Origin of the sequence: Amycolatopsis sp. YIM 10 (genome assembly GCF_009429145.1) — a bacterium.
GTDB lineage: Bacteria > Actinomycetota > Actinomycetes > Mycobacteriales > Pseudonocardiaceae > Amycolatopsis.
Window position 1 is genome coordinate 8,416,863 of sequence record NZ_CP045480.1, and the last position, 26,985, is coordinate 8,443,847.

2 protein-coding genes and 1 pseudogene are annotated in these 26,985 nt (G+C 71.5%); all 3 read right to left on the minus strand.

Features of this window, described 5'->3' with window-relative positions:
- Positions 1-32 precede the first annotated feature (32 nt).
- Positions 33-1,394, minus strand: coding sequence for an alpha/beta fold hydrolase (locus YIM_RS50185; protein WP_370469046.1), 1,362 nt, complete (start codon positions 1,392-1,394; stop codon positions 33-35).
- Positions 1,368-5,174, minus strand: a pseudogene (locus YIM_RS39420) (type I polyketide synthase); the annotation flags it as partial. The gene YIM_RS50185 and the pseudogene YIM_RS39420, both read right to left, overlap by 27 nt.
- 59 nt (positions 5,175-5,233) lie before the next feature.
- Positions 5,234-26,977 (minus strand): type I polyketide synthase, encoded by a 21,744-nt coding sequence (locus YIM_RS39425; protein ID WP_153035204.1) that lies wholly within the window; start codon positions 26,975-26,977, stop codon positions 5,234-5,236.
- Positions 26,978-26,985 lie beyond the last annotated feature (8 nt).

Genomic DNA, 26,985 nt, shown 5'->3' on the forward strand with positions numbered 1-26,985 from the left:
TCATAGGTTCGGATTCACTGGTCGGCGCGGCATCAGTTCAGGGTGGTCAGCCAGTCGTTGATGACGTCGGCGGTGAGGTGGGACGACTCCTTCACCATGGCCATGTGGTCCGCTTCGATCATGCGTACCTCGGTCGTCGGGATCGGCACCTCGGTCATCGCGGTCTCCAGCTCGGTGCCGTCCACCTCGACCGCGCAGCGGATCAGCAGTTTGGGCGCCTCCGGGTGCAGGCCGATGTCGGTCATCTTCATGAACCAGTGCGCCATCGCCGACAGGCGCGCGCTGTTCATCTTCACCGCCGGCGAGTCCATGGTGTTGAAGTAGTTGTTCGACACCGCGTCGAAGTTGATGCCCTCGTTGCTGTCGTACCGCAGGCTCAGCGTGTCCAGCAGGATCACCGCCTCCGGGCTGATCCCCCAAGTCTGCTCCAGCACCGCCGCCGCGAAGTAGGCCAGTGTGCCCCCGGTCGAATGGCCGACCAGCACGAACGGCTCGCCGTCACTCGCCTCCAGCACGCTTTCCGCAACCACGCGCGCCGCGGCTTCCGTGGTCGCGGGCAGGCTCTCGCCCGGGGCGAAACCGACCAGCGGCAGCGCCGAGACGTGTCGCTTGCCCCGCAGGTGCGCGGCGATCCGCGCGTACATGTGCACCCCGGCACTCGCGCCCGGCGCGCTGATGCAGATCAGCCGCGGGTTCGACGGTCCTTCCGCCAGCGTCACCGCGGCGGGCAACTCCTCCAGCTCGGCCGGGGTGTCGAAGGTCGGCCGCAGCTGCGCCACGTACTTCAGCATCCGCAGCCCTTCCACCGCCTTGCCCTCGTTCACCGCCTTCATGAACAGGCCCTGCACGGTGTCGTTCGGGTCGACCAGCTGTTGCGCGCCACCGGAAACCGCCGAGGCCGAAGTGACCGCGGGCAGCTCGCTCAGCAGCCACTCCGCCAGCTTCGACGGTGTTTTGTTGTCGAACACCACACTGCTCGGCAGCTTCATGCCCAGCAGCTCGGACAGCTGGTTCCGCAGCTCCACCGCGATCAGCGAGTCGAAGCCCAGTTCGAGGAAGTCCCGTTCCGGATCGACCTCACCGGCGTCACTGTGTCCCAGCAGCACCGCCGAGGTCTGCACCACCAGCTCCTGCAACGCGTCCTGCTGCCCGGCCGGGTCCATGCCGCGCAGGCGATCCAACACGGTCACCGACGCCTTTTCCGCGGTGGTCACGACCGGATCGCCGAGCAGGCCGCGGAACAACGGCGCCGCGCCACCCTGGGAGCGCTGGCCCTCCTCGTTGAAGTGCATCGGCACAACCACCGCGTCGTCGCGCGAGATCGCCGCCTCGAACAACGCCATGCCCTGGTCCGGGGTCAGCGGCGGCATGCCGGAACGCATGATCCGTTCCATCGCGGCCTGGCTCAGCCCGCTGGTCATCCCGCTTTCCTGCGCCCACGGACCCCACGCCAGCGACGTCGCCACCAGTCCGAGGCCGCGCCGGTGCTCGGCCAGTGCGTCCAGGAAGGCGTTGGCCGCGGCGTAGTTGCCCTGCCCGACCGCGCCGGTCACCGAGGACACCGACGAGTACAAGGCGAATACCGGCAGATCCAACGAGCGCGTGGCCTGGTGCAGGTTCCACGCGGCGTCCACCTTCGGCCGCAGCACCGCGTCGAGCCGTTCCTGGGTCAGCGAACCGACCAGGCCGTCGTCGAGCACACCGGCCGCGTGGATCACCGCCGTCAGCGGGTGTTCGGCGGGGATCGACTCCAGTGTCTCCGCCAAAGCCGCCGCGTCGGCGACATCGCAGGCGGCCACCGTCACCGAAGCACCCAGCTCGGAAAGCGAAGCTTGAAGCTCGGCCGCTCCCGGCGACTGCGGGCCGCTCCGCGAAGCCAGCACCAGGTGCCTGACCCCGCGCTCGGCCACCAGGTACCGCGCGAGCACCTTGCCCAGCCCGCCGGTGCCACCGGTCAGCAGCACCGTGCCATCGGGGTCCAGTTCGCGCGGCGGCAGGTTCTCCACGTCCAGCCTGGCCAGCCGCGCCACGCGGACATTGCCCTTACGCAGCACCACCTGCGGTTCGTCCGAAGACAGCAGGGCGGGCAGCACCGCGGGTGAGGTCTCGGTGTCGTCGAGGTCGGCCAGCAGGAAGCGACCGGGGTTCTCCGACTGCGCCGACCGCACCAGCCCGCAGACCGCGGCCGCGCCCACGTCGGTCACCTTCTCCCCCGGCAGCGCGACCGCGCCACTGGTGACAAAAACCAGCTTCGAGTTCGCGAACCGCTGGTCCTCCAAGCTTTCCTTGATCAGGTTCAGCACGCGCCCGGTAAGCTCGTGCACCGACGCCGGACCGTCGGTGTCCACCCGCCCGGCCACCGACACCAGGAACACGTCCGGTGCCAGACCGCCGTCGACCAGGGTGCCGGTCAGCGTCTCACCGTAGGCCGTGATCGTCTCGCCGGCGCCGTACATCTTGTGCGCCATGTCGAACTCGTCCGCACCGATGACCGCCCAGCGCGCACCACCCGCCGGGGTCAGTTCGGCCGTGCCGGGCACCCAGTCCAAATGGAACAGTGACGGGTGGCCACTGGGGAGTTGCGGAGCGCCGATCTCGGGACGCGTGCCGCCGGTCGGCCAGAAACGCTGGTTCTGAAAGGCGTAGGTGGGCAGGTCGACGCGCCGGGCGCCCATGCCGGTGAAGTACGCGGGCCAGTCCAGGCGGACGCCGCTCACGTGCAGCTTGGCCAGCGCGGTCAGCAGCGACTTCTCCTCGGGCCGGTCCTTGCGCAGCGACGGCACGACGGCGACCTTGCGCGGCGCGTCCTCCAGGCTTTCCTGCGACAGCGCGGAAAGCACCCCGTCCGGCCCCAGCTCCAGGAACGCGCCGACCCCGTTGGACACCAAGGAGCCCACGGCATCCGCGAAGCGCACGGCCTCGCGGACGTGCCGCACCCAGTACTCCGGCGAGGTGACCTCCCCGCTGGTGACCACCGGAATCTCCGGCTCGGCGAAGGACAGGCCCGCGACCACCGTGCGGAACTCGTCCAGCATCGGGTCCATCAGCGGTGAGTGGAACGCGTGTGACACCGAAAGGCGGCTGGTCTTGCGGCCCTCGCCCTCGAACTTCGACACGATGGCGGCCACGGCGTCGTCCTCGCCGGCGATCACCACCGAGGACGGCCCGTTGACCGCGGCGAGCGAAACGGCCTCACCCAGCAGCGGCGTGACTTCTTCCTCGGTGGCCTTGATCGCCACCATCGCCCCACCGGCGGGCAACGCCTGCATGAGCCGCGCCCGCGCGGAAACCAGGGTGCACGCGTCTTCCAGCGAAAGCACGCCCGCCACGTGTGCGGCGGCGATCTCGCCGATGGAGTGCCCGGCCAGGTAGTCGGGCTTGACGCCCCACGACTCGACCAGCCGGTACAGCGCCACCTCCAGCGCGAACAACGCGGGCTGCGCGTTCCCCGTCTGGTTCAGCGCGTCGGCGTCCTCGCCCCACATCACGTCGCGGACATCGAGGTGCGCGAGCACTTCGTCCAAAGCGGACGCGAAAACCGGGAATCGGGCGTACAGCTCACGTCCCATGCCGATCCGCTGCGAGCCCTGTCCGGTGAACAGCACGGCCAGCGAGCGGTGTGAGGCCGTGCCGCGGGCGAGTTCGGTGGAGCCGACCAGCACGGCCCGGTGTTCGAACTGCGAGCGCGTGGTGGCCAGCGAATAACCGACGTCGACCGGGGAAAGGTCGGAAAGCGCGGTCACCCGGGCGATCTGGGCGTCCAGCGCGGCCTCGGACTTGCCGGAGACCAGCAGCGGCACCAGTTCCGTGCGCACGCTCGCCGGTTCGGTGGTCACCTCGGCGGGCGGGGCCTGCTCCAGGATCACGTGCGCGTTGGTGCCGCTGACACCGAACGACGACACACCCGCGCGGCGCGCCCGTCCGGCGTCCGGCCACGGGGTCGGCTCGGTCAGCAGCCGGACCTTGCCCGCCGACCAGTCCACATGGGACGAAGGCTCGGTGACGTGCAGGGTTCGCGGCAGCTCATCGTGGTTCAGCGCCATGATCGTCTTGATCACGCCCGCGACCCCGGCCGCCGCCTGCGTGTGCCCGAGGTTCGACTTGACCGCGCCCAGCAGCAGCGGGCGTTCGCGGTCCTGGCCGTAGGTGGCCAGCAGTGCCTGCGCCTCGATCGGGTCGCCGAGGGTGGTGCCCGTGCCGTGCGCTTCCACAGCGTCCACATCGGACGAAGACAGCCCGGCACTGGCCAACGCCGCCCGGATCACCTCGCGCTGCGACGGCCCGTTCGGCGCGGACAGGCCGTTGGACGCACCGTCCTGGTTGACCGCGGAACCCCGCACCACCGCGAGCACCGGATGCCCGTTGCGCTGCGCGTCGGACAGCTTCTCCAGCAACAGCACGCCGATGCCCTCGGACCAGCCGGTCCCGTCGGCACTGTCCGAAAAGGCCTTGCAGCGCCCGTCCGGCGCGAGCCCGCCCTGACGGGTGAACCCGGCGAAGTTCGACGACGTGGTCATCACCGTGACTCCACTGGCCAGCGCCAGCGAGCATTCCCCGCTGCGCAGGGCGTGCCCGGCCAGGTGCATCGCCACCAGCGACGACGAGCACGCCGTGTCGACGGTGACCGCCGGGCCCTCCAGCCCGAAGGTGTAGGACAGGCGGCCGGAGATCACGCTGGCCGAGGTCCCCATGCCCGCGTGGCCTTCGACGTCCTCCTGCGACGCGATCAGCACGTGCCCGTAGTCCTGGCCGTTCGTGCCGGCGAACACCCCGGTGCGGCTGCCGCGCAGGGAAAGCGGGTCGATCCCGGCCCGCTCGATCGCCTCCCACGACACCTCCAGCAGCAGCCGCTGCTGCGGGTCCATCGCCAGCGCCTCACGCGGGGAGATGCCGAAGAACCCGGGGTCGAATTCGGCGGCGTCGTAGAGGAAACCGCCCTGCAGCGTGGCGCTCTGACCCTGGCCGTCGCCCGCGAGCACGCTGAGGTCCCACCCGCGGTCGGTCGGGAAGCCGCCGATCGCGTCGGTGCCGTCGGACAGCAACGTCCACAGGTCCTCCGGTGAGGACACCCCGCCGGGGAACCGGCACGCCATGCCGACCACCGCGACCGGTTCGTGCCTGCCCGCCTCCGCCTCCTCGAGGCGCCGCCGGGTCTCGTGCAGATCGGCGGTGACCCACTTCAGGTACTCAACGAGCTTCTCTTCGTCGGGCATCGTCGGAAAACCTCTCCCTGTCAGCGGTCAGCCGAGCCGCGGCCTAGTTCGTTGTCGATGAAGGCCAGCACCTCGTCGGTGCTCGCCGCGTGGATCCGCTCCGCCACCGGGGCCGCCTCTTCGGCCTTGCCCGCGCCGCCGACCTGCGCGAGCAGGTTCCGCAGTCGCGCGGCCACCCCGGCCCTGGCCAGTTCGTCCGCGTCGCTGGCGGAGAGCGCGCTCTCCAGCCGGTCCAGCTCGGCGAGCAGCGACGGACCCTCGTCCGGCGCGGTGCCGAGCAGTTCGGCCACCAGGAACTCGGCGAGCGCGGTGGGCGTCGGGTAGTCGAAGACCAGCGTGGCGGGCAGCACCGCGCCGGTCGCCGCGGCGAGGCTGTTGCGCAGCTCCACCGCGGTCAGCGAGTCGAAACCGAGCTGGCGGAACTCGCGGTCCGGTTCGATCGCGTCGGCCGAGGCGTGCCCGAGCACCACCGCGGCGTGCGTGCGCACCAGGTCCATCACGAACCGCACGCGCTCGTTCTCCCGCATGCCGGTCAGGCGCTGGGCCAGTCCGGCGCCACCGCCCGCGCGGCCACCGGCGGCCCGGCGGCCGGTGCGCACCAGCCCGCGCAGGATCGGCGCGATCGGCGCGTCGGAGCGGGCGTTGCCGGTCCGCACCCGCAGCGGCACCAGCACGGCGTCGTCGCGGGCGGTCGCCGCGTCGAACAGGGCCAGGCCCTGCGCGAGCGACAGCGGCGGGGTGACCGAGCGCTCCATGCGCTCGACCGCGCCCGCGTCCAGGCCGCTGGTCATGCCGCCGTCCTGGGTCCACGGCCCCCACGCCAGCGAGGTGGCGGGCAGGCCGAGTTCGCGGCGATGGCGGGCCAGCGAGTCGAGGAACACGTTCGCCGCGGCGTAGTTGCCCTGACCGGCGCTGCCGAGCACCCCGGAAACCGAGGAGTACAGGACAAACGCGGCCGGCCCGAGTTCCTTGGTTGCCTCGTGCAGGTTCCAGGCGCCGTCGACCTTCGGCCGCATGACGGTGTCCAGCCGTTCCGGGGTGAGCGAGCCGACCACGCCGTCGTCGAGCACACCGGCCGTGTGGATCACCGCGGTCAGGTCGCCGGAGATGTTCGCCAGCAGCGCGTCCACCGAGGCGCGGTCGGCCACGTCGCAGGCCACTACATCTACTTCGGCACCGTGTGCGGTCAGCTCGGCCCGCAGCTCGAGCGCGCCGGGCGCGTCCGGACCACGCCGCGAGGTGAGCACCAGGTGCTTCACACCGCGTTCGCCGACCAGGTGGCGGGCCAGTTCCGCACCGAGGCCGCCGGTACCACCGGTGACCAGCACGGTTCCCTCGGCGTTCCACTCCGGCGCCGGGGCACCTTCGGCCGCCCGCGCCAGCCTGCCCACCTTCGGCACGCCGTCGCGCACGACCACCTGCGACTCACCGGAGGCCAGCAACGCGGGCAGCATCGGCAACAGGTCGAGTGAATGGTCCTCACCGTCCACGTCCACCAGCAGGAAGCTGCCGGGGTTCTCGGACTGGGCGGTGCGCACCAGGCCCCAGATCGGCGCGGCGGTCAGGTCACCACCGCCGCGGGTCACGAAGAGCACGCGGGAGCGGGCGAACCGGCTGTCCGCCAGGTACTCCTGCACGATGCCGAGCACGCGGCCGGTGGTTTCGCGGACCAGCTGCGGCACGTCGCCGTCGCTGCCACCGGTCACCGGCACCAGGATCAGGTCAGGCACGCCGTCCGACTCCGCGATCGTGTCCACAAGGGACTGTGCCGAAGCGGAGACGTCGAATCCGGCGGACTTCACCGCCGCGCCGACGCCCAGTTCGTCCGCACCGACCACGGCCCAGCGGCTGCCTTCGGGCACCGGTCCGAGTTCGGCGGGCACCGGCACCCAGTCGACGGTCAGCAGGGCGTCTTGCTGCTGGGTGTTCTCGCGCACGGCCACCAGCGGCCGCATGACCAGCGATTCGACCGAGCACACCGGAGCGCCCTCACCGTCGGCGGCGGCCAGCGAAACCGAATCGCGGCCGGTCCGCTTGAGCTTGACCCGCAGCACGGTGGCACCCGAGGCGTGCAGCGACAACCCGGTCCAGACCGCGGGGGAGAGCCCGGCGTCCAGACCGTCCACATCGGCCAGATCGACCGCCTGGGTGGCGACGGCCAGCAGGGCCGGGTGCAGGCCGAAGTGGGCCGCGTCCGCCAGGTCCTCGGGCAGTTCGACCTCGGCGTACACCTCGTCGCCGGAGATCCACGCTTCCTTCAGTCCTCGGAAGTTCGCACCGAATTCCGACTCGGAGTACCAGTCCGCGAGGTCCACGGGCTCGGCACCCGCGGGCGGCCACTCGGCGGGGAGCTCGGCGATCTGCTCGCCGTTGCCCAGCACCCCGGTGGCGTGCGTGGTCCAGGTGTCGAGCGAGGTGCTGGGCCGCGAGTAGATCTCGATGGCCCGGCGGCCCTGCTCGTCGGCCGCGCGGACCCAGACCTGCAACGCGACCGCGTCACGCTCGCCGAGCACCAGCGGCGTGGTCACGGTCAGCTCCTCGATCCGGTCGCAGCCGACCTGGTCGGCGGCGCGGATCGCGACCTCGGCGAACCCGGTCTCGGGGAAGGTGGCCACACCGTTCACCACGTGCTCGGAGATCCACGGCAGCGCGGCGGGCGCGATCCGGCTGGTGAAGACCAGTCCGTCGGAACCGGCCACCGGCATCGCCGCGCCGAGCAGCGGGTGCTCGGCGGCGACCAGGCCGATGTCACCGACGTCGCCACGGCGCGCCCCGGCGGTGACCGGCCAGAAGTCCTCGTGCTGGAAGGCGTAGGCGGGCAGGTCGACACGACGGGCCCCGGTTCCGGCGAACACCGGTCGCCAGTCCACGCCGACGCCGCTCACGTGCAGCTTGGCCAGCGCGGTCAGCGCCGCGGTTTCCTCGTCGCGATCCTTGCGGCACGCCGGAACCAGCACCGCGTCGGGCGCGGATTCGGCGGCCATCGCGGTGAGCACCCCGTCCGGGCCCAGCTCCAGGAACGCCGTGACGCCCGCTTCGGTCATCGTCGTGATGCCGTCGGCGAACCGCACGGTGTCCCGCACGTGCCGCACCCAGTACTCGGGCGAGGTGACGTCTCCGCCGGTCACGACCGGGAGCCGTGGCTCGGCGAAGGTCAGGCCCGCCACCACGGCACGGAAGTCGTCCAGCATCGGGTTCATCAAAGGTGAGTGGAACGCATGGCTGACCGGCAAACGCCTAGACTTGGCGAACTTCGAGGCCACCGCCTCGGCCGCCGCCTCGTCCCCGGCGATCACCAGCGACCGCGGTCCGTTGACCGCCGCGATGGAGACACCCTCGGGAAGCGTGAGTTCGTCCTCGGTGGCCTGGAGCGCGATCATCGCGCCGCCCGTGGGCAGCGCCTGCATCAGGCTCGCCCGCGCGTTGACCAGCTTGCACGCGTCATCCAGGGAGAACACCCCGGCCACGTGCGCGGCGGCGACCTCGCCGATGGAGTGCCCGGCCAGGTGGTCCGGCTTGATGCCCCACGACTCGATCAGCCGGTACAGCGCCACCTCGACGGCGAACAGCGCGGGCTGCGCGAAACCGGTCTGGTTCAGGGCTTCCTGGTCCTCACCCCACATCACGTCGCGCACTCGCGGGTCGAGCTTGGCGAGCACCGCGTCGAGCGCGTCGGCGAAGACCTCGAACCGGGCGTGCAGTTCACGCCCCATCCCGATCCGCTGCGAACCCTGGCCGGAGAACAGCACGCCCAGCGAGCGCCCGGTGGCCGTACCACGGGCCACCTCGGTGAGGCCGTCCTCAGTGGACAGAAGCACCGCGCGCTGGTCGAGGTTCGCCCGGCCGGTCACCAGCGAGTAGCCGATGTCCAGCGGATTCCCTTCGGCGGCGCGGATCCGGTCGAGCTGGTCGTCCAGCGCGGACCGGCCGCGGGCGGACACCGGCAGCGGGACGGCCTTCGGTTCGACCCGCGCCTGTTCGATCACCGGCGCCTGCGGAGGTGCCTGCTCCAGGATCACGTGGGCGTTCGTGCCGCTGATGCCGAAGGACGAAACGCCGGCGCGGTACGGCCGGTCGACCTCGGGCCATTCACGCGGCGCGGTCAGCAGCGACACCGCACCCGAAGTCCAGTCCACATGGGACGAAGGACGGGTGACGTGCATGGTGCGCGGCAGCACACCGTGCTGCATGGCCAGCACCATCTTGATCACGCCCGCGACCCCGGCCGCGGCCTGCGTGTGCCCCAGGTTCGACTTGACCGAACCGAGCCACAGCGGCTCGTTCCGGTTGCGGCCGTACGTCGCCAGCAGCGCCTGCGCTTCGATCGGGTCGCCCAGCGCGGTCCCGGTGCCGTGTGCCTCAACCGCGTCCACATCGGACGGTTGCAGTCCGGCACTGGTGAGCGCCTGGCGAATGACCCGTTGCTGCGACGGCCCGTTCGGCGCGGTCAGGCCGTTCGACGCACCGTCCTGGTTGATCGCCGAACCCCTTACCACGGCAAGGATCCTGTGCCCGTTGCGTTCCGCGTCCGACAGCCGTTCGACCACCAGCACACCGACGCCCTCGGACCAGCCCGTGCCGTCCGCGCCGTCGGCGAACGCCTTCGAGCGGCCGTCCTGCGCGAGGCCGCCCTGCCGGTCGAAACCGCCGAAGCTGGACGGCGTGGTCATCACCGTGACCCCGCTCGCCAGCGCCAGCGAGCACTCTCCACTTCGGAGCGCCTGAGCGGCGAAGTGCAGTGCCACCAAGGAAGACGAGCACGCGGTGTCGACGGTGACCGCCGGGCCTTCGAAGCCGAAGGTGTAGGACAGGCGGCCGGAGATCACGCTGGCCGAGGTGCCGGTCCCGGCGTGGCCCTCCATGTCGTCCTGCGACCGCATCACCAGGTGCTGGTAGTCCTGCCCGTTCGTACCGACGTAGACCCCGGTCCGGCTGCCGCGCAGCGAGGTCGGGTCGATGCCGGCCCGCTCGATCGCCTCCCAGGTGCTCTCCAGGAGCAACCGCTGCTGCGGGTCCATCGCGACGGCTTCCCGAGGTGAGATCCCGAAGAACGAGGCGTCGAACCCGGCCACGCCCGGCAGGAAGCCGCCGCGCCCGGTCACCCCGCTCGACGGGCCGTCGCCGTTGAGCCAGTCGGTTTCCCAGCCGCGGTCCTCGGGGAACTCGCTGATCGCGTCGCCGCCCTCGACCAGCAGCTGCCACAGGTCCTCCGGCGTGTTCACACCACCCGGGAACTTGCAGCTCAACCCGACGATGACCACCGGCTCGTCGGTCACCTCGGCGACCGCGGCCGGCTCGTCGAGCATCGAGCCCTCGCCGAGCAGTTCGGCGAGCAGGTACTCGGCGAGCACCCGCGGGGTCGGGTAGTCGAAGACCAGGCTCGCGGGCAGCGTCAGCCCGGTCAGCGCGGAGATCTGGTTGCGCAGCTCGACCGCGGTGAGCGAGTCGAACCCGAGGTCGCGGAACGCCTTGTCGACGCTGACCGCTTCCTTGCCGGAGTGCCCGAGCACCTCGGCGGCCCGCGTGCGCACGAGGTCCAGCACCGGCTCGACCCGCTGCTCCCCGCTCAGGCCGCGGAGGCCGCGCTGCAGTTCGGACGCGGCGGAGGCCGCCTCGCGGCGTTCGTTCTCGACCTGGTCCAGCACGCGCTGGGCTTCGGGCAGTTCGGCCAGCAGCGGGCTCGGCCGCATGCTCAGCAGACCGTGCAGCAGCTGCGGCTGACGCAGGTCCGCGACCACCGTGGTGGCCGAGCCCTCGGCGGCGAGCTGCCACAGCGCGGTGATCGCCAGCTCGGGGTCGAGCGTGGCGGATCCGGCGCGCGCCTGGTCGGCCATGCCGCCACCGGCCCAGGCGCCCCAGGCGATCGAGGTGGCGGGCAGACCGCGGTCGCGGCGCTGCTGGGCCAAGGCGTCGAGCACGGCGTTGGCCGCGGCGTAGTTGCCCTGTCCCGGGTTGCCGACCGCGCCGGCGACCGAGGAGAACAACACGAACGCGGCGAGGTCCTTCTCCCGCGTGAGTTCGTCGAGGACACGAGCCGAGTCGACCTTGGCCGCGAACACCGCCTCGAACCGCTCCGGCGTCAGGCTTTCCAGCACACCGTCGTCGAGCACACCGGCCGTGTGCACCACGGCGGTCAGGTCCGGGATCCCGTCGAGCAGGGCCGCCACGGCGTCCCGGTCCGCCACGTCACAGGCCGCGATGGTGACGTCGGCGCCGAGACCGGTCAGCTCCTCACGCAGTTCGGCGGCACCCGGCGCGTCCGGTCCACGACGGCTGACCAGCACGAGCCGGTCGACGCCGCGGCGGGCCAGGTCACGGGCGACCCTGGCACCGAGCGCGCCGGTGCCACCGGTGATCAGCGCGGTACCGGACGGCTCCCAGACCGCGCGATCACCGGACGCGGCGACCAACCGCCTGCCGAACACCCCGTGCGGGCGGACGGCGACCTGGTCCTCGGTGCTGCCGAACACTGCGGGCAGGCGGCGCAGCACGCGGTCGTCCAGCTTCTCCGGCAGATCGATCAGGCCACCCCAGCGCTGAGGCTGCTCCAGCGCGGCGACCCGGCCGAGCCCCCAGACGGCGGCCTGGCCGGCGTCCAGCACCGGATCGGTGCGGCCGATCGACACGGCGCCGCGGGTGATCGCCCAGACCGGCGCGAGCACCCCGGCATCGCCGAGGGCCTGGAACAGGGTGGTCGTTTCGGTGGCCCCGGCCAGGGAAAGCACGCGGTCGGCAGTGATCCCGGACAACTGCTCGGCGAGCGAAGCGCGGTCGGTGATCTCGACGCGGGTGACCTCGGCACCGAGCGAACCGATCAGCGCGCCGGTCCAGATCTCGTCGGCGTCGGCCGGTACGGCGACCAGCCAGCTCCCGGACGCGCTCTCGTCGAGGCTGAGCTGTTGCCACTCCTCGCGGAACAACCAGGAATCCACTGTGGACTGCGCATGCCTGCGGGTGCGCCACGCCGACAGCGCGGGCACCACCGCCGAGACGGTGTTGTCGTCCAGTTCCAGCGTTTCGGCGAGCGTGGCCAGGTCCTCGCGCTCGACCGCGGCCCAGAACGCCTGGTCCACGGGGTCCTGACCGGCCCCGAACTGGGTGCCGAACCCGCTGCCCTCGACCCAGAAGTGCTCGTGCTGGAAGGCGTAGGTGGGCAGGTCGACCCGGTGCGCGCCGGTGCCGTCGAAGAAGGCGGTCCAGTCGATCCGGACACCCGCGACGTGCAGCCGGGCCAGCGCGGTGACCAGCGCCTTTTCCTCGTCGCGGTCCTTGCGGAGACTGGGCACCGCGATCTCGGCGACCTCGGCGGCCATCGCCGAGAGCGTGCTGTCCGGGCCCAGTTCGAGGTACGCCGTGTCGGGCTTCAGGTGATCGGCGAAACGCACGGTGTCGCGCACGTGCCGGACCCAGTAGTCCACGGTGGTGACTTCCCCCGGCATGGGGATGCTCGGCTCGTGGAAGGTCAGGCCTTCGATGGCCGCGCGGAAATCGTCGAGCATCGGGTCCATCAGCGGCGAGTGGAACGCGTGCGACACCTTCAGCCTGCTGGTCTTCTCGAATCCAGCCGCGATTTCCAGCACCGCGGCTTCCTCTCCAGCGATGACCACGGACGACGGCCCATTCACGGCCGCGATCGAGACGCCCTCGGTCAGCGTGATCTCGTCTTCGGTCGCCTTGATCGCCACCATCGCGCCACCGGTCGGGAGCGCCTGCATCAGGCGGGCCCGCGCGGAAACCAGCGTGCACGCGTCTTCCAAGGTGAGCACCCCGGCCACGTGCGCCGCGGCGATCTCCCCGATCGAATGCCCGGCCAGCGCGTCCGGCTTGATGCCCCAGGACTCGGCCAGCCGGAACAACGCCACTTCCAGCGCGAACAACGCGGGCTGCGCGTTCCCGGTCTGGTTCAGCGCCTCCTGATCCTCGCCCCACATCACCTCGCGGATGTCGAGGTGCTCGAAGACCTCATCCATGGCCTTGGCAAAGGCCGGGTACCGCTCGTACGGCTCACGCCCCATGCCGATCCGCTGCGAACCCTGCCCGGCGAACAGGAAGGTCAGCTTGCGCGTGCTCGCGGTGCCTCGCGCGACCTCGGCGCCGTCGACCAGCACCGCCCGGTGCTCGAACCGGGACCGGCCGCTGGCCAGCGAGTACCCGATGTCGACAGCGGGGCCGCTGAGGGTCCTGACCCGTTCGATCTGGGCGTCCAGCGCGGCCTCGGTTTTCGCCGACACCAGCCACGGCACGACGGCCGGGGTGAAGGTCGGCTCCGGCTTCTCAGCCACCTCGACCTCGGGTGCCTGCTCGAGAATGATGTGGGCGTTCGTGCCGCTGATGCCGAACGACGAGATCCCGCCACGCAGGGGCCGGTCGGCTTCCGGCCACTCGCGCGGCGCGGTCAGCAGCGAGACCTTGCCGGTGTTCCAGTCCACATGGGACGACGGCTGCTCGACGTGCAGCGTGCGCGGCAACACCCGGTTCTGCAACGACAGCACCATCTTGATCACCCCGGCGACGCCGGCTGCGGCCTGCGTGTGCCCGAGGTTCGACTTGATCGAGCCGAGCCACAGCGGTTCTTCCCGGTTGCGGCCGTAGGTCGCCAGCAGCGCCTGCGCCTCGATCGGGTCACCCAGCGCGGTCCCGGTCCCGTGCGCTTCCACCGCATCTACGTCCGAAGTGGACAGACCAGCCGAAGCCAGCGCCTGGCGGATGACCCGCTGCTGCGAAGGACCGTTCGGCGCGGTCAGCCCGTTCGACGCACCGTCCTGGTTGATCGCACTGCCGCGCACCACGGCGAGGATCTTGTGCCCGTTGCGCTGCGCGTCGGACAGCCGCTCCAGCACCAGCACACCGACACCCTCGGACCAGCCCGTACCGTCCGCGCTGTCCGCGAACGCCTTGCACCGGCCGTCCTGCGCGAGCCCGCCCTGCCGGGAGAACTCCATGAACATGCCGGGGGTGGCCATCACCGTCACCCCGCCCGCGAGCGCCAGCGAGCACTCTCCACTTCGGAGCGCCTGGGCCGCGAAGTGCAGTGCCACCAAGGAAGACGAGCACGCCGTGTCGACGGTGACCGCCGGGCCCTCCAGCCCGAAGGTGTAGGACAGGCGACCGGAGATCACACTGGCCGACGTGCCGGTCCCGGCGTGGCCTTCCATGCTCTCCTGCGCGCCCATGACCAGCTGTGAGTAATCCTGGCCGCTCGTGCCGACGTACACCCCGGTCCGGCTGCCGCGCAGCGAGGCCGGGTCGATGCCCGCGCGCTCGATCGCCTCCCACGAAGTCTCCAGGAGCAACCGCTGCTGCGGGTCCATCGCGACCGCTTCACGAGGCGAGATGCCGAAGAAGCCGGGATCAAAACCGGCCACCCCGGGCAGGAAGCCGCCCTGGCCGGTGACGCTGCTGCCGGGCCCGCCACCGGCGAGCCATTCCAGGTTCCAGCCGCGGTCCTCGGGAAAGCCGCTGATCGCGTCGCGTCCGTCGACCAGCAGGTCCCACAGTTCTTCCGGCGAGTTGACGCCACCGGGGAAACGGCAGCTCAGTCCGACGATCACGATCGGCTCATCGGCCACCTTCGCCACCGCGGGCAGCTCGTCCACCGGCTCGTCGTCGCCGAACAGCTCGGTGTTCAGGAACTCCGCGAGCACCAGCGGGGTCGGGTAGTCGAAGACCAGCGTGGCGGGCAGGCTCATGCCGGTCGCCTGGCCGAGCCGGTTGCGCAGCTCGACCGCGGTCAGCGAGTCGAAGCCCAGCTGGCGGAAGTCGCGTTCGGCGTCGACCGCGTCGGTCGAGTCGTGGCCGAGCACGGCCGCCGCTTCGGTGCGCACCAGGTCGACCAGCGCCTTCACCCGCTCGTCGCGGCCGAGGCCCGCCAGCTTCCGCAGCGCGCCACTGCCCCGGCCACCGGTCGCCGCCTTGCGACGGCCGGTGGTCATCAGCCCGCGCAGCATCGGCGGCACCGCCATCGGCGCGGCGTTCGAGCCGGTGATGATGCTGGCGGGCACCACCAGCGGTTCGTCGACGGTGATCGCCGCGTCGAACAGCGACAGCCCCAGTTCCACCGACAGCGCCGGGGTCCCGGCGCGGGCCATGCGCTCCAGCGCGGCGGCGTCCATGTCACTCGCCATGCCGGCGCCCGCCCAGGCACCCCAGGCCAGCGAGGACGCGGGCAGTCCGGCGGCTCGCCGCTGCGTGGCGAGCGCGTCGAGATAGCTGTTGGCCGCCGCGTAGTTGCCCTGCCCGGCCGCGCCCATCACACCGGAAATCGAGGAGTAGAGCACAAAATCGGCGAGGTCGAGGTCCCGCGTCAGCTCGTGCAGGTGCCAGGCGGCGTCCACCTTCGGCCGCAGCACCTTGCTGATCCGGTCCGGGGTGAGCGAGCCGACCACACCGTCGTCGAGCACGCCGGCGGTGTGCACCACGGCGGTCAGCGGGTACTCGTCGGGCACGCCCGCGAGCAGGGCGGCGACCGACTCCCGGTCGCTCGCGTCGCAGGCCACCACGTCGACGTCGGCGCCGTGCGCGATCAGCTCGGCCTGCAGTTCGACCGCGCCCGGCGCGTCCGGCCCGCGGCGGCTGGTCAGCAGCAGGTGCCGGACCCCGCGCGTGCCGACCAGGTGCCGTGCCAGCTCGGCGCCGAGCCCGCCGGTGCCACCGGTGATCAGCACCGTGCCCTCGGCGTCCCACTGGCCGGGCACGGTCAGCACGATCTTGCCGATGTGCTGGGCGCGGCTCATGAACCGGAACGCGTCCTTCGCGCGGCGCACGTCCCAGGTGCGGATCGGCAGCGGTTCGATGGCGCCGCCGTCGAACAGCTCCTTCAGCTCGTTGTGCATCTGCTGGATCCGGTCCAGCTCCACCCAGCCGAGGTCGAAGGCCTGGTAGTCGATGCCCGGCAGGCTCGCCGGATCACGCAGATCGGTCTTGCCCATCTCCAGGAACCGGCCGCCCTCGCCGAGCAACCGCAGCGACGCGTCGATCAGTTCCCCGGCCAGCGCGTTGAGCACCACGTCGACCTGGCCGAACTTGGCTTCGAAGCCGGCGTTCCGCGAAGACGCGATGTGGTCGTCGTCCAGGCCGAATCCGCGCAGGGTCTCCCACTTGCCCTCGCTGGCGGTCGCGTAGACCTCCGCGCCGAAGTGCCGGGCCAGCTGGACCGCCGCCATGCCGACACCCCCGGCACCGGCGTGCACCAGCACCTTCTCCCCCGGCTGGACCGCGGCGAGGTCGTGCAGCGCGTAGTACGCGGTGAGGAAAACCAGCGGATACGCGGCGCCCTCCTCGAACGACCAGTGCTCCGGCAGCTTGGTCAGGAAGCGCTCGTCGACCACGCCCTCCGGGCCGAAGCCGCCGAAGAGCATGCCCATCACCCGGTCGCCGGGCTTCAGGCCGACCACGTCCGGTCCGGTTTGAACGATCACACCCGCTGCCTCGTTGCCGAACACGCCCGCCTCACCGGGGTACATGCCCAGCGCGTTCAGCACGTCGCGGAAGTTCAGGCCCGCCGCGCGGATCGCCACGCGTACCTGGCGCTCGGTCAGCGGCTCCAGCAGATCTGGGCTGGGCGCCAGGATCAGCTCGTCCAGGCTGCCCTTGTTCGCGGTGGCCAGTCGCCACGGCGTGCCCTCCGGCGGCACCAGCGCCTGGCTGGCCGACAGCCGGGCCAGGCGGCCGAGGTGGGCGGTGCCCGCCCGCAACGCGACCTGGGTCTCACCGAGTTCGAGCAGCTCGGTCAGGTTGTTCAGCACGGCCGCGGATTCGGCCGTCTCGTCGAGATCGGCGAGCAGGAAGCGGCCGGGGTTTTCCGCCTGTGCCGAGCGCACCAGGCCCCAGACCGCGGCGGCGGCCAGGTCCCGCACGGCCTCGCCACCGACGGCGGTCGCCCCACGGGTCACCAGCACCAGCGGCTTCCCTGACTCGTCGGCGAGGGTGTCGCGGATCAGTTCCTGCGCGCGGGCGGTCAGCTCGTGCACAGCGTCGACGCCCTCTGCACCGGCGAACTGGGCCAGGATCGCGTCGGCTTCTCCGGCTTCGGCGGTCGGCGTGAGGCCGAACAGGTCCTCGCCGTGGAGCGCCCACTTCGCGGCGGGCCGGTCGGCGGCCAGTTCGGCGGGCGACCAGTCGACCACGAACAGCGAGTCGTTGACCTGGCCCTGCGGCTTCGGCGCCTCGTCGACCGAAGAAGCACGCAGCGAAAGGGATTCCACCGAAAGCACCGGCGCGTCTTCGACATCGACCGCGGTCACGGACATCGACTCACCGCCCGTGCGGGACAACCGGACCCGCAGCACCGAAGCGCCCACCGCGTGCAGCGAGGCACCGTGCCAGGCGAACGGCAGCCCGCGGCTTTCCTCGTCCAGGAACACGATCGCGTGCAGTGCCGCGTCCAGCAGCGCCGGGTGCAGCCCGAACGCGGCCGCGTCCTCGACCTGCTCGGGCAGTTCGACCTCGGCGTAGACCTCGTTTTCCGCGCGCCAGACCGCTTTCAGGCCCTGGAACACCGGGCCGTAGCTCAGGCCGCCCTCTTCGGCGAGCCGGGCGTAGTGGCCGTCCAGCTCGACCGGCTCGGCTCCGGCGGGCGGCCATTCGCCGATGCCCTCCGGCACGGATTCGCTGGTGCTCAGTGTTCCGCCGACGTGCTGGGTCCACTCGCGACCGGTGCCGTCGGCGGGTTGCGCGTACACACCGACCTCACGGCGGCCGTGGTCGTCTGGCTCACCGACGCGCACCTGCACCGCGACACCGGACCGGTCGTCGAAGGCCAGCGGCACCATCAGCGCCAGGCCCTCCACGCGGTCGCAGCCGACCAGGTCCCCGGCCCGGATGACCAGGTCGAGGAAGCCGGTGCCGGGGAACACCACCCGGCCGCCGACCCGGTGGTCGGCCAGCCACGGGTGGGTGGTCAGCGCGAGCCGCCCGGTCAGCACGATCTCGTCCGAACCGGCGACCGCCATCGCGGCGGTGAGCAGCGGGTGCTTGGTGGAGAACAGGCCCAGCCCGGAAACGTCCCCGGCCCGCGCACCGGTGGCCATCGACGGCCAGCACTTCTCGTGCTGGAAGGCGTAGGTCGGCAGATCGATGCGACGGGCCCCGGTACCGGCGAACCAGCTCCTCCAGTCCACCGGAACGCCGTTGACGTGCAGTTTCGCCAGTGCGGTCAGCGCGGCGGCTTCCTCGGGCCGGTCCTTGCGCAGCACCGGCACCACCACCGCGTCCGGCGCGGTCTCGGCGACCATCGCGGACAGCACGCCCTCGGGACCCAGTTCCAGGAAGACCCCGGCGCGTTCGGTGACCAAAGTGGACACCGCGTCGGCGAACCGGACGGCTTCGCGGACGTGCCGCACCCAGTACTCCGGTGAGGTCACGTCGCCCGAGGTGATCACCGGAATCTGCGGCTCGCCGAAGGTCAGACCTTCGATGGCGGCCCGGAAGTCGTCGAGCATCGGGTCCATCAGCGGCGAGTGGAACGCGTGCGACACCTTCAGACGCGAGGTCTTCTCGAAGTTCGAAGCGATCTCCAGGACCGCGGTCTCGTCCCCGGCGACGACCACGCTCGACGGCCCGTTCACCGCGGCGATCGACACCTCGTCGGTCAGCAGCGGCGCGACCTCCGCTTCGGTGGCGCGGATCGCCACCATCGCCCCACCGGCCGGGAGCGCCTGCATCAGGTTCGACCTGGCGGTGACCAGCGTGCACGCGTCTTCCAGGCTGACCACCCCGGCGACGTGCGCGGCGGCGATCTCGCCGATCGAGTGGCCCGCCAGGAACCGCGGCTTCACGCCCCACGACTCGACCAGCCGGAACAACGCCACCTCGATGGCGAACAACGCCGGCTGGGTGTAGCCGGTCTCGTTCAGCCGCTCGGCCGAGCTGCCCCACATGACGTCGCGCACGGCCGGGTCGAGAAGCGCGAGCACGCCGTCCAGTGCCTCGGCGAACACGGGGTAACGCGCGTGCAGCTCGTGGCCCATGCCGAGCCGCTGCGAACCCTGGCCGGAGAACAACACGGCCAGCGGCCGATCGACCGCGGTACCCCTGGCAACCTCGGTCAGACCATCCTTTGTGGACAGGAGAACCGCGCGGTGCTCCAGTTCGGTGCGCGTGGTCACCAGCGAGTACGCGGTGTCCAGCGCGGAGTGGTCGTCCAGGAACGAGCGGATCCGGGCCAGCTGGCCGTCGACCGCTTCCGGCGTTTTCGCCGAGACCGGCAGCGCCACGATCTCCGGCTCGTCCCGGTCCGCCGGTTCGGCTTCGATCACCGGCGTGTGCTCGAAGATCACATGGGCGTTGGTCCCGCTGAGGCTGAACGAGGACACCCCGGCCCGCCGGGCGCGGCCCGCGTCCGGCCATTCGGTGGCTTCGGTGACCAGTTGCACCGAGCCGGTCGTCCAGTCCACATGGGACGTCGGCTCGGCCACGTGCAGTGTTTTGGGCACCACACCGTGACGCAGCGCCAGCACGGTCTTGATCACTCCGGCGACGCCGGCGGCGGCCTGCGTGTGCCCGAGGTTCGACTTCACCGAACCGAGCAGCAGCGGGCGGTCGCGATCCTGGCCGTACGTGGCCAGCAACGCCTGCGCTTCGATCGGGTCGCCCAGCTTGGTCCCGGTGCCGTGCGCTTCGACAACGTCCACATCGGACGCCGCGAGGCCGGCACCGGCCAGCGCGGCGCGGATCACCCGGCGCTGTGACGGCCCGTTCGGCGCGGTGAGGCCGTTCGACGCGCCGTCCTGGTTGACCGCGCTGCCGCGCAGCGTGGCGAGCACTTGGTGCCCGTTGCGGCGCGCGTCGGACAGGCGCTCCATCACCAGCACGCCGACACCCTCGGACCAGCTGGTGCCGCCGGCGTCGTCGGAGAAGGCGCGGCACCGGCCGTCCGGCGCGAGCCCGCCCTGCGCGGTGAACCCGGCGAAGCTCATCGGCGTGCTCATCACCGCGACACCACCGACCAGCGCCAGCGAGCTTTCCCCGGTGCGCAGCGACTGCGCGGCCAGGTGCAGTGCGGTCAGCGACGACGAGCAAGCGGTGTCGATGGTCAGCGACGGGCCGACAAAGCCGAAGCTGTAGGAAACACGGCCGGAGATGACCGCGGCGGCCAGGCCGGTGCTGGCGTGGCCTTCGAGGTCTTCGTTGGCCCGCAGCACCACGTTGGTGTAGTCCTGCCCGCCGGTGCCGATGAACACGCCGGTCTGCGAACCGCGCAGGTCCGCCGCGTCGATGCCGGCGCGTTCGATGGCCTCCCAGGACACCTCCAGCACCAGGCGCTGCTGCGGGTCCATCGCCTTGGCCTCGCGCGGCGAAATGCCGAAGAAGCCGGTGTCGAACCCGGCCATGTCGGCGAGGAAGCCGCCCTTCGCGCCTTCGGTGCCGCCGGTCGGGTCGGACTCCCAGCCGCGGTCCGGCGGGAAGTCGGTGATCGCGTCCCCGCCGTCGAGCAGGAACTGCCAGAGGTCCTCCGGCGAGTCGATGCCACCGGGGAACCGGCAGCTCATCCCCACGATCACCACGGGATCGTCGGTGGTGCCGGAGGTCCGCGGGGCGATCTCGGTCAGGTCCTCCACCGCGCCGAGCAGTTCGTCGAGCAGGTATTCGGCCAGTACGCGCGGTGTCGGGTAGTCGAAGATCAGCGTGGCGGGCAGGGTCATGCCGGTCGCCGCGCCGAGGCGGTTGCGCAGTTCGACGGCGGTCAGCGAGTCGAAGCCGAGCTGGCGGAACTCGCGGTCGACGCCGATCGCCTCCGGGGAGCTGTGCCCGAGCACGGCCGCCGCCTCGGTGCGCATCAGCTCGACCAGGTGCCGGATCCGCTCGTCCTCTGGCAGGCCGAGCAGGTGCTGGGCCAGTCCTTCACCACCGCTGGTACCGCTGGCCGCGGTACGGCGACCGGCGCGCATCAGGCCGCGCAGCAACGCGGGCACGTGCCCCTGTGCCGGACCGTCCTGCCCGGCACCACCGTTGAGCGCCACCAGCAGCGCCTCGTCACAGCCGATCGCCGCGTCGAACAGCGCCAGGCCCTGCTCGACCGACAGCGGGTTCGTGGATTCGCTCATCCGCCGCAGGTCGGTGTCGCTGACCGTGGCGGTCATGCCGATCTCCGGCGTCCACGCGCCCCACGCCACCGAAGTCGCCGCGAGCCCTTCGCTGCGGCGGCGGTGGGCCAGCGCGTCGAGCCACACGTTCGCGGCCGAGTAGTTCGCCTGCCCGGCGCTGCCCATCACCCCGGAAACCGAGGAGTAGAGCACAAAACCGGCCAGATCGCGGTCGCGGGTCAGCTCGTGCAGGTGCCAGGCGGCGTCCACCTTCGGCCGCAGCACGGTGTCCAGGCGCTCCGGTGTCATCGAGCCGACGATGCCGTCGTCGAGCACCCCGGCGGTGTGCACCACAGCGGTCAGGTTCGGGATCTCCGCGAGCAGGGCTTCCAGCGCGTCCCGGTCGGCGACATCGCACGCGGCGACAGTGACGTCCGCACCGGCTTCGGTCAGTTCATCGCGCAGTTCCACCGCGCCAGGTGCCGCCGGGCCGCTCCGGCTGACCAGCAGCAGGTTCCGCATACCGCGCCGGGTGACCAGGTGACGCGCGAGCACCCCGCCGAGACCACCCGTGCCGCCGGTGATCAGCACCGTGCCGTCGGGGTCCCAGCCGGACGGCACCGTCAGCACGATCTTGCCGATGTGCTGGGCGCGGCTCATGAACCGGAACGCGTCGCGTGAGCGGCGCACGTCCCAGGTGACGATCGGCAGCGGCCGGATCGACCCGGCGGCGAACAGCTCCTTCAGCTCGGCCAGCATGGCGCTGATCCGGTCCGGGTCCACCCAGCCGAGGTCGAAGGCCTGGTAGCTGACCTCGGGCAGGCTCGCCGGGTCACGCAGATCGGTCTTGCCCATCTCCAGGAAGCGGCCGCCGGGCGCGAGCAGGCGCAGCGACGCGTCGATGAACTCCCCGGCCAGCGCGTTGAGCACCACGTCGACCTGCGGAAACTTCGCCTCGAAGTCCAGCGTGCGCGAGGACGCGATGTGGTCGTCGTCGAGGCCGAGGCCGCGCAGGGTGTCCCACTTGCCCTCGCTGGCGGTGGCAAAAACCTCCGCGCCGAGGTGCTGGGCCAGCTGGACCGCCGCCATGCCGACACCGCCGGCACCGGCGTGCACCAGCACCTTCTCCCCCGGCTGGACGGAACCGAGGTCGACGAGCGCGTAGTAGGCAGTCAGGAAGACCAGCGGGATCGACGCGCCGGTCTCGAAGGAGAACTCGTCGGGCAGCTTGGTCAGCAGGCGCTCGTCGACCACGCCCAGCGGGCCCATGCCGCCGAACAGCATGCCCATCACGCGGTCGCCCGGCTGGAGATCGGTGACCTCGGGACCGGTTTCGACGACCACGCCCGCGGCCTCGGAACCGAAGAGGCCCGCGTCACCGGGGTACATGCCCAGCGCGTTCAGCACGTCGCGGAAGTTCAGCCCGGCCGCGCGAACGGCGACCCGGACGCCGCGACCCTCCACCGGGTCCAGCAGTTGCGGGGCGGGTGCGAGGGTGAGGCCGTCGAGGCTGCCCTTGCGGCCGCTGTCCAGTCGCCACGGCACACCGACCGGCGGCACCAGCGCGGTCCCGGACGCCAGCCGCGCGAGCCGTCCGACGCGCAGTTCCCCTTCGCGCGCGGCGGCCTGGGTTTCACCGTTGGCGCGCAACGCGGGCAGGGTGCCGAGCACGTCGGTGTCCGCCTGGTCGAGGTCGAGCAGCAGCAGGCGGCCCGGGTTCTCCGACTGGGCCGTGCGCACCAGGCCCCAGACCGCGGCGGCGGGCAGGTCGTGCACGTTCTCGTCACCGGCGGCGACCGCGCCGCGGGTGACCACGACCAGGCACGAGTCACCGAACCGCTGGTCCGCCAGCCAGTCCTGGACGGTGCCGAGCACCCGCGCGGTCAGTTCGTGCACGGCTTCGGCGCCATCGGTACCGCTCGCCACCGGCCAGAGCACCATGTCCGGCACCCCGCCGGACAGCTCGGCCAGTTCGTCGAGCGAGTCCACCCGCGAACCACCGGTCGTGGCGACGGCCGCGCCAAGGGCGGCTTCACCGGTGCCGAGCACCGCCCATCGAGTGTCCTCAGTAGACTTCGCGCCGGGCTGGGTGACCCAGTCGAGCCGGAACAGGGAGTCCTGCTCGCCCTGCGCGCGGGCGGTCGATTCCGCGGTGGCCGAGCGCAGGGCCAGCGACTCCACGGACAGCACCGGCTCGCCCTGGACGTCGACGGCGGTCACCGAGATCGCGTCGTCAGCCGTGGCGGCCAGTCGCACGCGCAGCGTCGACGCCCCGGATGCGTGCTGCGAGACTCCGCTCCACGAGAACGGCAGCAGACCGCTGTCCTCGCGATCGGGGTGCACAAAAAGGCTTGCGTGCAAAGCGGAATCGAGCAACGCGGGGTGCACGCCGAACTCGCCGGCGTCCTCGACGCTGTCCGGCAGCGCCACTTCGGCGAAAATCTCACCGTCTCCCTGCCAAACCGCCTTGACGCCCTGGAACACCGGCCCGTAGGTCAGGCCGGTCTCCGCGAAGCGCTCGTAGAACCCGTCCAGGTCCAGGGCCGTCGCCCCGGCGGGCGGCCATTCGGTGGCGGTGAACGGGGCGACGGCGGCACCGTCGCTGAGCGTGCCGCCGGCGTGCTGCACCCAGGAGTCGGCGCCACCCTGTTGCGAGTGCACGCTGACCGGGCGGCGTCCGGCGGCGTCCGGCGAACCGACCCACACCTGCACGGTCACCGAGGACCTCTCGGCGAGCACCAGTGGCACCACCAGGGTCAGCTCGTGCACGCGGTCGCAGCCGACCTGGTCGGCGGCACGCATGGCGAGTTCGAGGAAACCGGTGCCGGGGAACAACACCGCGCCACCGACCGCGTGATCGGCCAGCCACGGGTGGCTTTCCAGCGACAGCCTGCCGGTCATCACCAGCTCGCCGGATCCGGCCACCGTGGTGGCCGCGCCGAGCAGCGGGTGTTCCGCGGAATCCAGGCCCAGTCCGGAAATGTCGCCCGAGCGCACGGACACCGAAGGCCAGTACTTCTCGTGCTGGAAGGCGTAGGTCGGCAGCGGGACGCGGCGCGCGCCGGTGCCGTCGAGCACCGCGCTCCAGTCCACCGCCACGCCGTTGACGTGCAGTTTGCCCAGCGCGCCGAGGATCGCGGCTTCCTCACCGCGGTCCTTGCGCAGCGCCGGGGCCACCGGCAGGTCCACGCTCTGCTGCGCGAGGCCGGACAGCGCGCCGTCCGGGCCGAGTTCCAGCAACACCCCGGCACCGGCGGCCGCCAGCGCGCGCACGCCATCGGCGAACCGGACGGCTTCGCGCACGTGCCGCACCCAGTAGTCCGCCGAGCGGAGTTCATTCTCGGTGGCCAGCTCGCCGGTCAGGTTGGAGACCACCGGGATCGACGGCTCGGCGTACGCGATGCCCTCGGCGAACCGGCGGAACTCGGCCAGCATCGGGTCCATCAGCGGCGAGTGGAACGCGTGGGAAACCTTGAGGCGGGTGGTCTTCTCGAAGTTCGCCGCGATGGCCAGCACCGCGGCCTCGTCCCCGGCGATCACCACCGAACCGGGTGCGTTGACCGCGGCGATCGACACGCCTTCGGTCAGGGTGATCTCGTCCTCGGTGGCCTTGATCGCCACCATCGCCCCACCGGCGGGCAGCGCCTGCATCAGGCGCGCGCGGGCGGCGACCAGCCCGGCGGCGTCCTCCAGCGAGAACACCCCGGCCACGTGGGCGGCGGCGATCTCGCCGATGGAGTGCCCGGCGACGAAGTCCGGGGTCAGGCCCCAGGACTCGGCCAGCCGGAACAGCGCCACCTCGATGGCGAACAAAGCGGGCTGTGTCCAGCCGGTCTGGTTCAGGAGTTCGGGGTCATCACCCCAGACGACGTCACGCAGCGAGCCGTCGAGGTGCCGGTCCAGTTCGGCCAGCACCTCGTCGAAGGCACCGGCGAAGACCGGGAAGCGGCCGTACAGCTCGCGCCCCATGCCGATGCGCTGCGCACCCTGGCCGGAGAAAAGCACGCCGAGCTTGGCGCGGCCGTTGACCTCACCGGTCACCACGCCGCGCGCGGTCCCTTTCTCCAACCACGCCGACAGCGACTCGCGCAGTTCGTCACGGCTGCCGCCGACCACGGCGAGCCGGTGTTCGAAGCTGGTGCGCGTGGTGGCCAGCGACAGCGCCAGGTCCACCGGTCGCTCATCGTCCACAACGGACAGAAGGCGGGTGACCTGGTCGCGCAGGGCGGCCGGGGTGCGCCCGGCCAGTACCCACGGCACCACGGCAGGTTCCGTCCCACCCGCCAGCCCACCGCCACCCTCAACGGAGCCGCTTCGCGGCGCTCGTCCGGATGTGTCGGGCAACACCTCGACGGTCATCGGCGGTGCCTGCTCGATGATCGCGTGCGCGTTGGTCCCGCTGACGCCGAACGACGAGACGGCCGCACGGTGGGCACGGCCGGTCTCCGGCCACGGCGTGGCCTCGGTGAGCAGCCGGACCGCGCCGGTGGTCCAGTCGACGTGCGTGGACGGCTTGCTCACGTGCAGGGTCTTGGGCACCAGGTCGTGCCGCATGGCCATGACCATCTTGATCACCCCCGCGACCCCGGCGGCGGCCTGCGTGTGCCCGAGGTTCGACTTGATCGAGCCCAGCAGCAGCGGGTGTTCCCGGTCTTGGCCGTAAGTGGCGAGCAGGCTCCGCGCCTCGATCGGGTCGCCCAGCGGCGTACCGGTGCCGTGCGCCTCGACAACGTCCACATCGGACGGTTCCAGGCCACAGCGCTCCAGCGCCTGCCGGATCACCCGCTGCTGCGCGCGGCCGTTGGGCGCGGTGAAACCGTTGGACTCGCCGTCGGAGTTGACCGCCGAACCCCGCACCACGGCCAGCACCTCGTGCCCGTTGCGCTGCGCGTCCGACAACCGCTCCAGCAGCAGCAAGCCCACGCCCTCGGACCAGCCGGTGCCATCGGCGTCGTCGGAGAACGCCTTGCACCGGCCGTCGCGCGCGAGCCCGCCCTGGCGGCTGAACTCCACCAGCGAACCGGGCGTGGCCATGATGTTCACCCCGCCCGCCAGCGCCAGCGAGCATTCCCCGGTGCGCAGCGCGTGCGCGGCCAGGTGCAGCGCGACCAGCGAGGACGAGCACGCGGTGTCGACGGTGACGGTCGGGCCTTCGAGGCCGAGTTCGTAGGAGACGCGGCCGGAGATCGCGCTGGCCGCGATGCCGGTGCCGATGTCGCCGGTGGCGTCGGCCACCGACCGGACCATCAGGTGCGAGTAGTCCTGCCCGTTGGTGCCGACGAAAACCCCGGTCCGGGTACCGCGCAGCTTCGACGGATCGATCCCGGCGCGCTCGATCGCTTCCCAGGTGGTCTCCAGCAACAGGCGCTGCTGGGGATCCATGGTGACGGCTTCGCGCGGCGAAATCCCGAAGAAGCCGGGGTCGAAGTCGGCCACCCCGGGCAGGAATCCGCCCTGCAGGCTCATGCTGGTGCCGCGGTCGTCGGTTTCGGCCGACGCCAGCGACTCGGTGTCCCAGCCGCGCCCGGCCGGGAAGCCGGAGATGGCGTCACCGCCCGAGGCGACCAGGTCCCACAACGCCTCCGGCGATTCGATGCCACCGGGGAAGCGGCAGCTCATCGCCACGATCGCGATCGGCTCCGAAGCGGCGGCCACCAGTTCGCGATTCTGCCGGCGCAGCCGCTCGGCGTCCTTCATCGCGACCCGGAGCGCTTCGACAACCTTCTCGTTGGGCGCGTTCATGCTCTGAC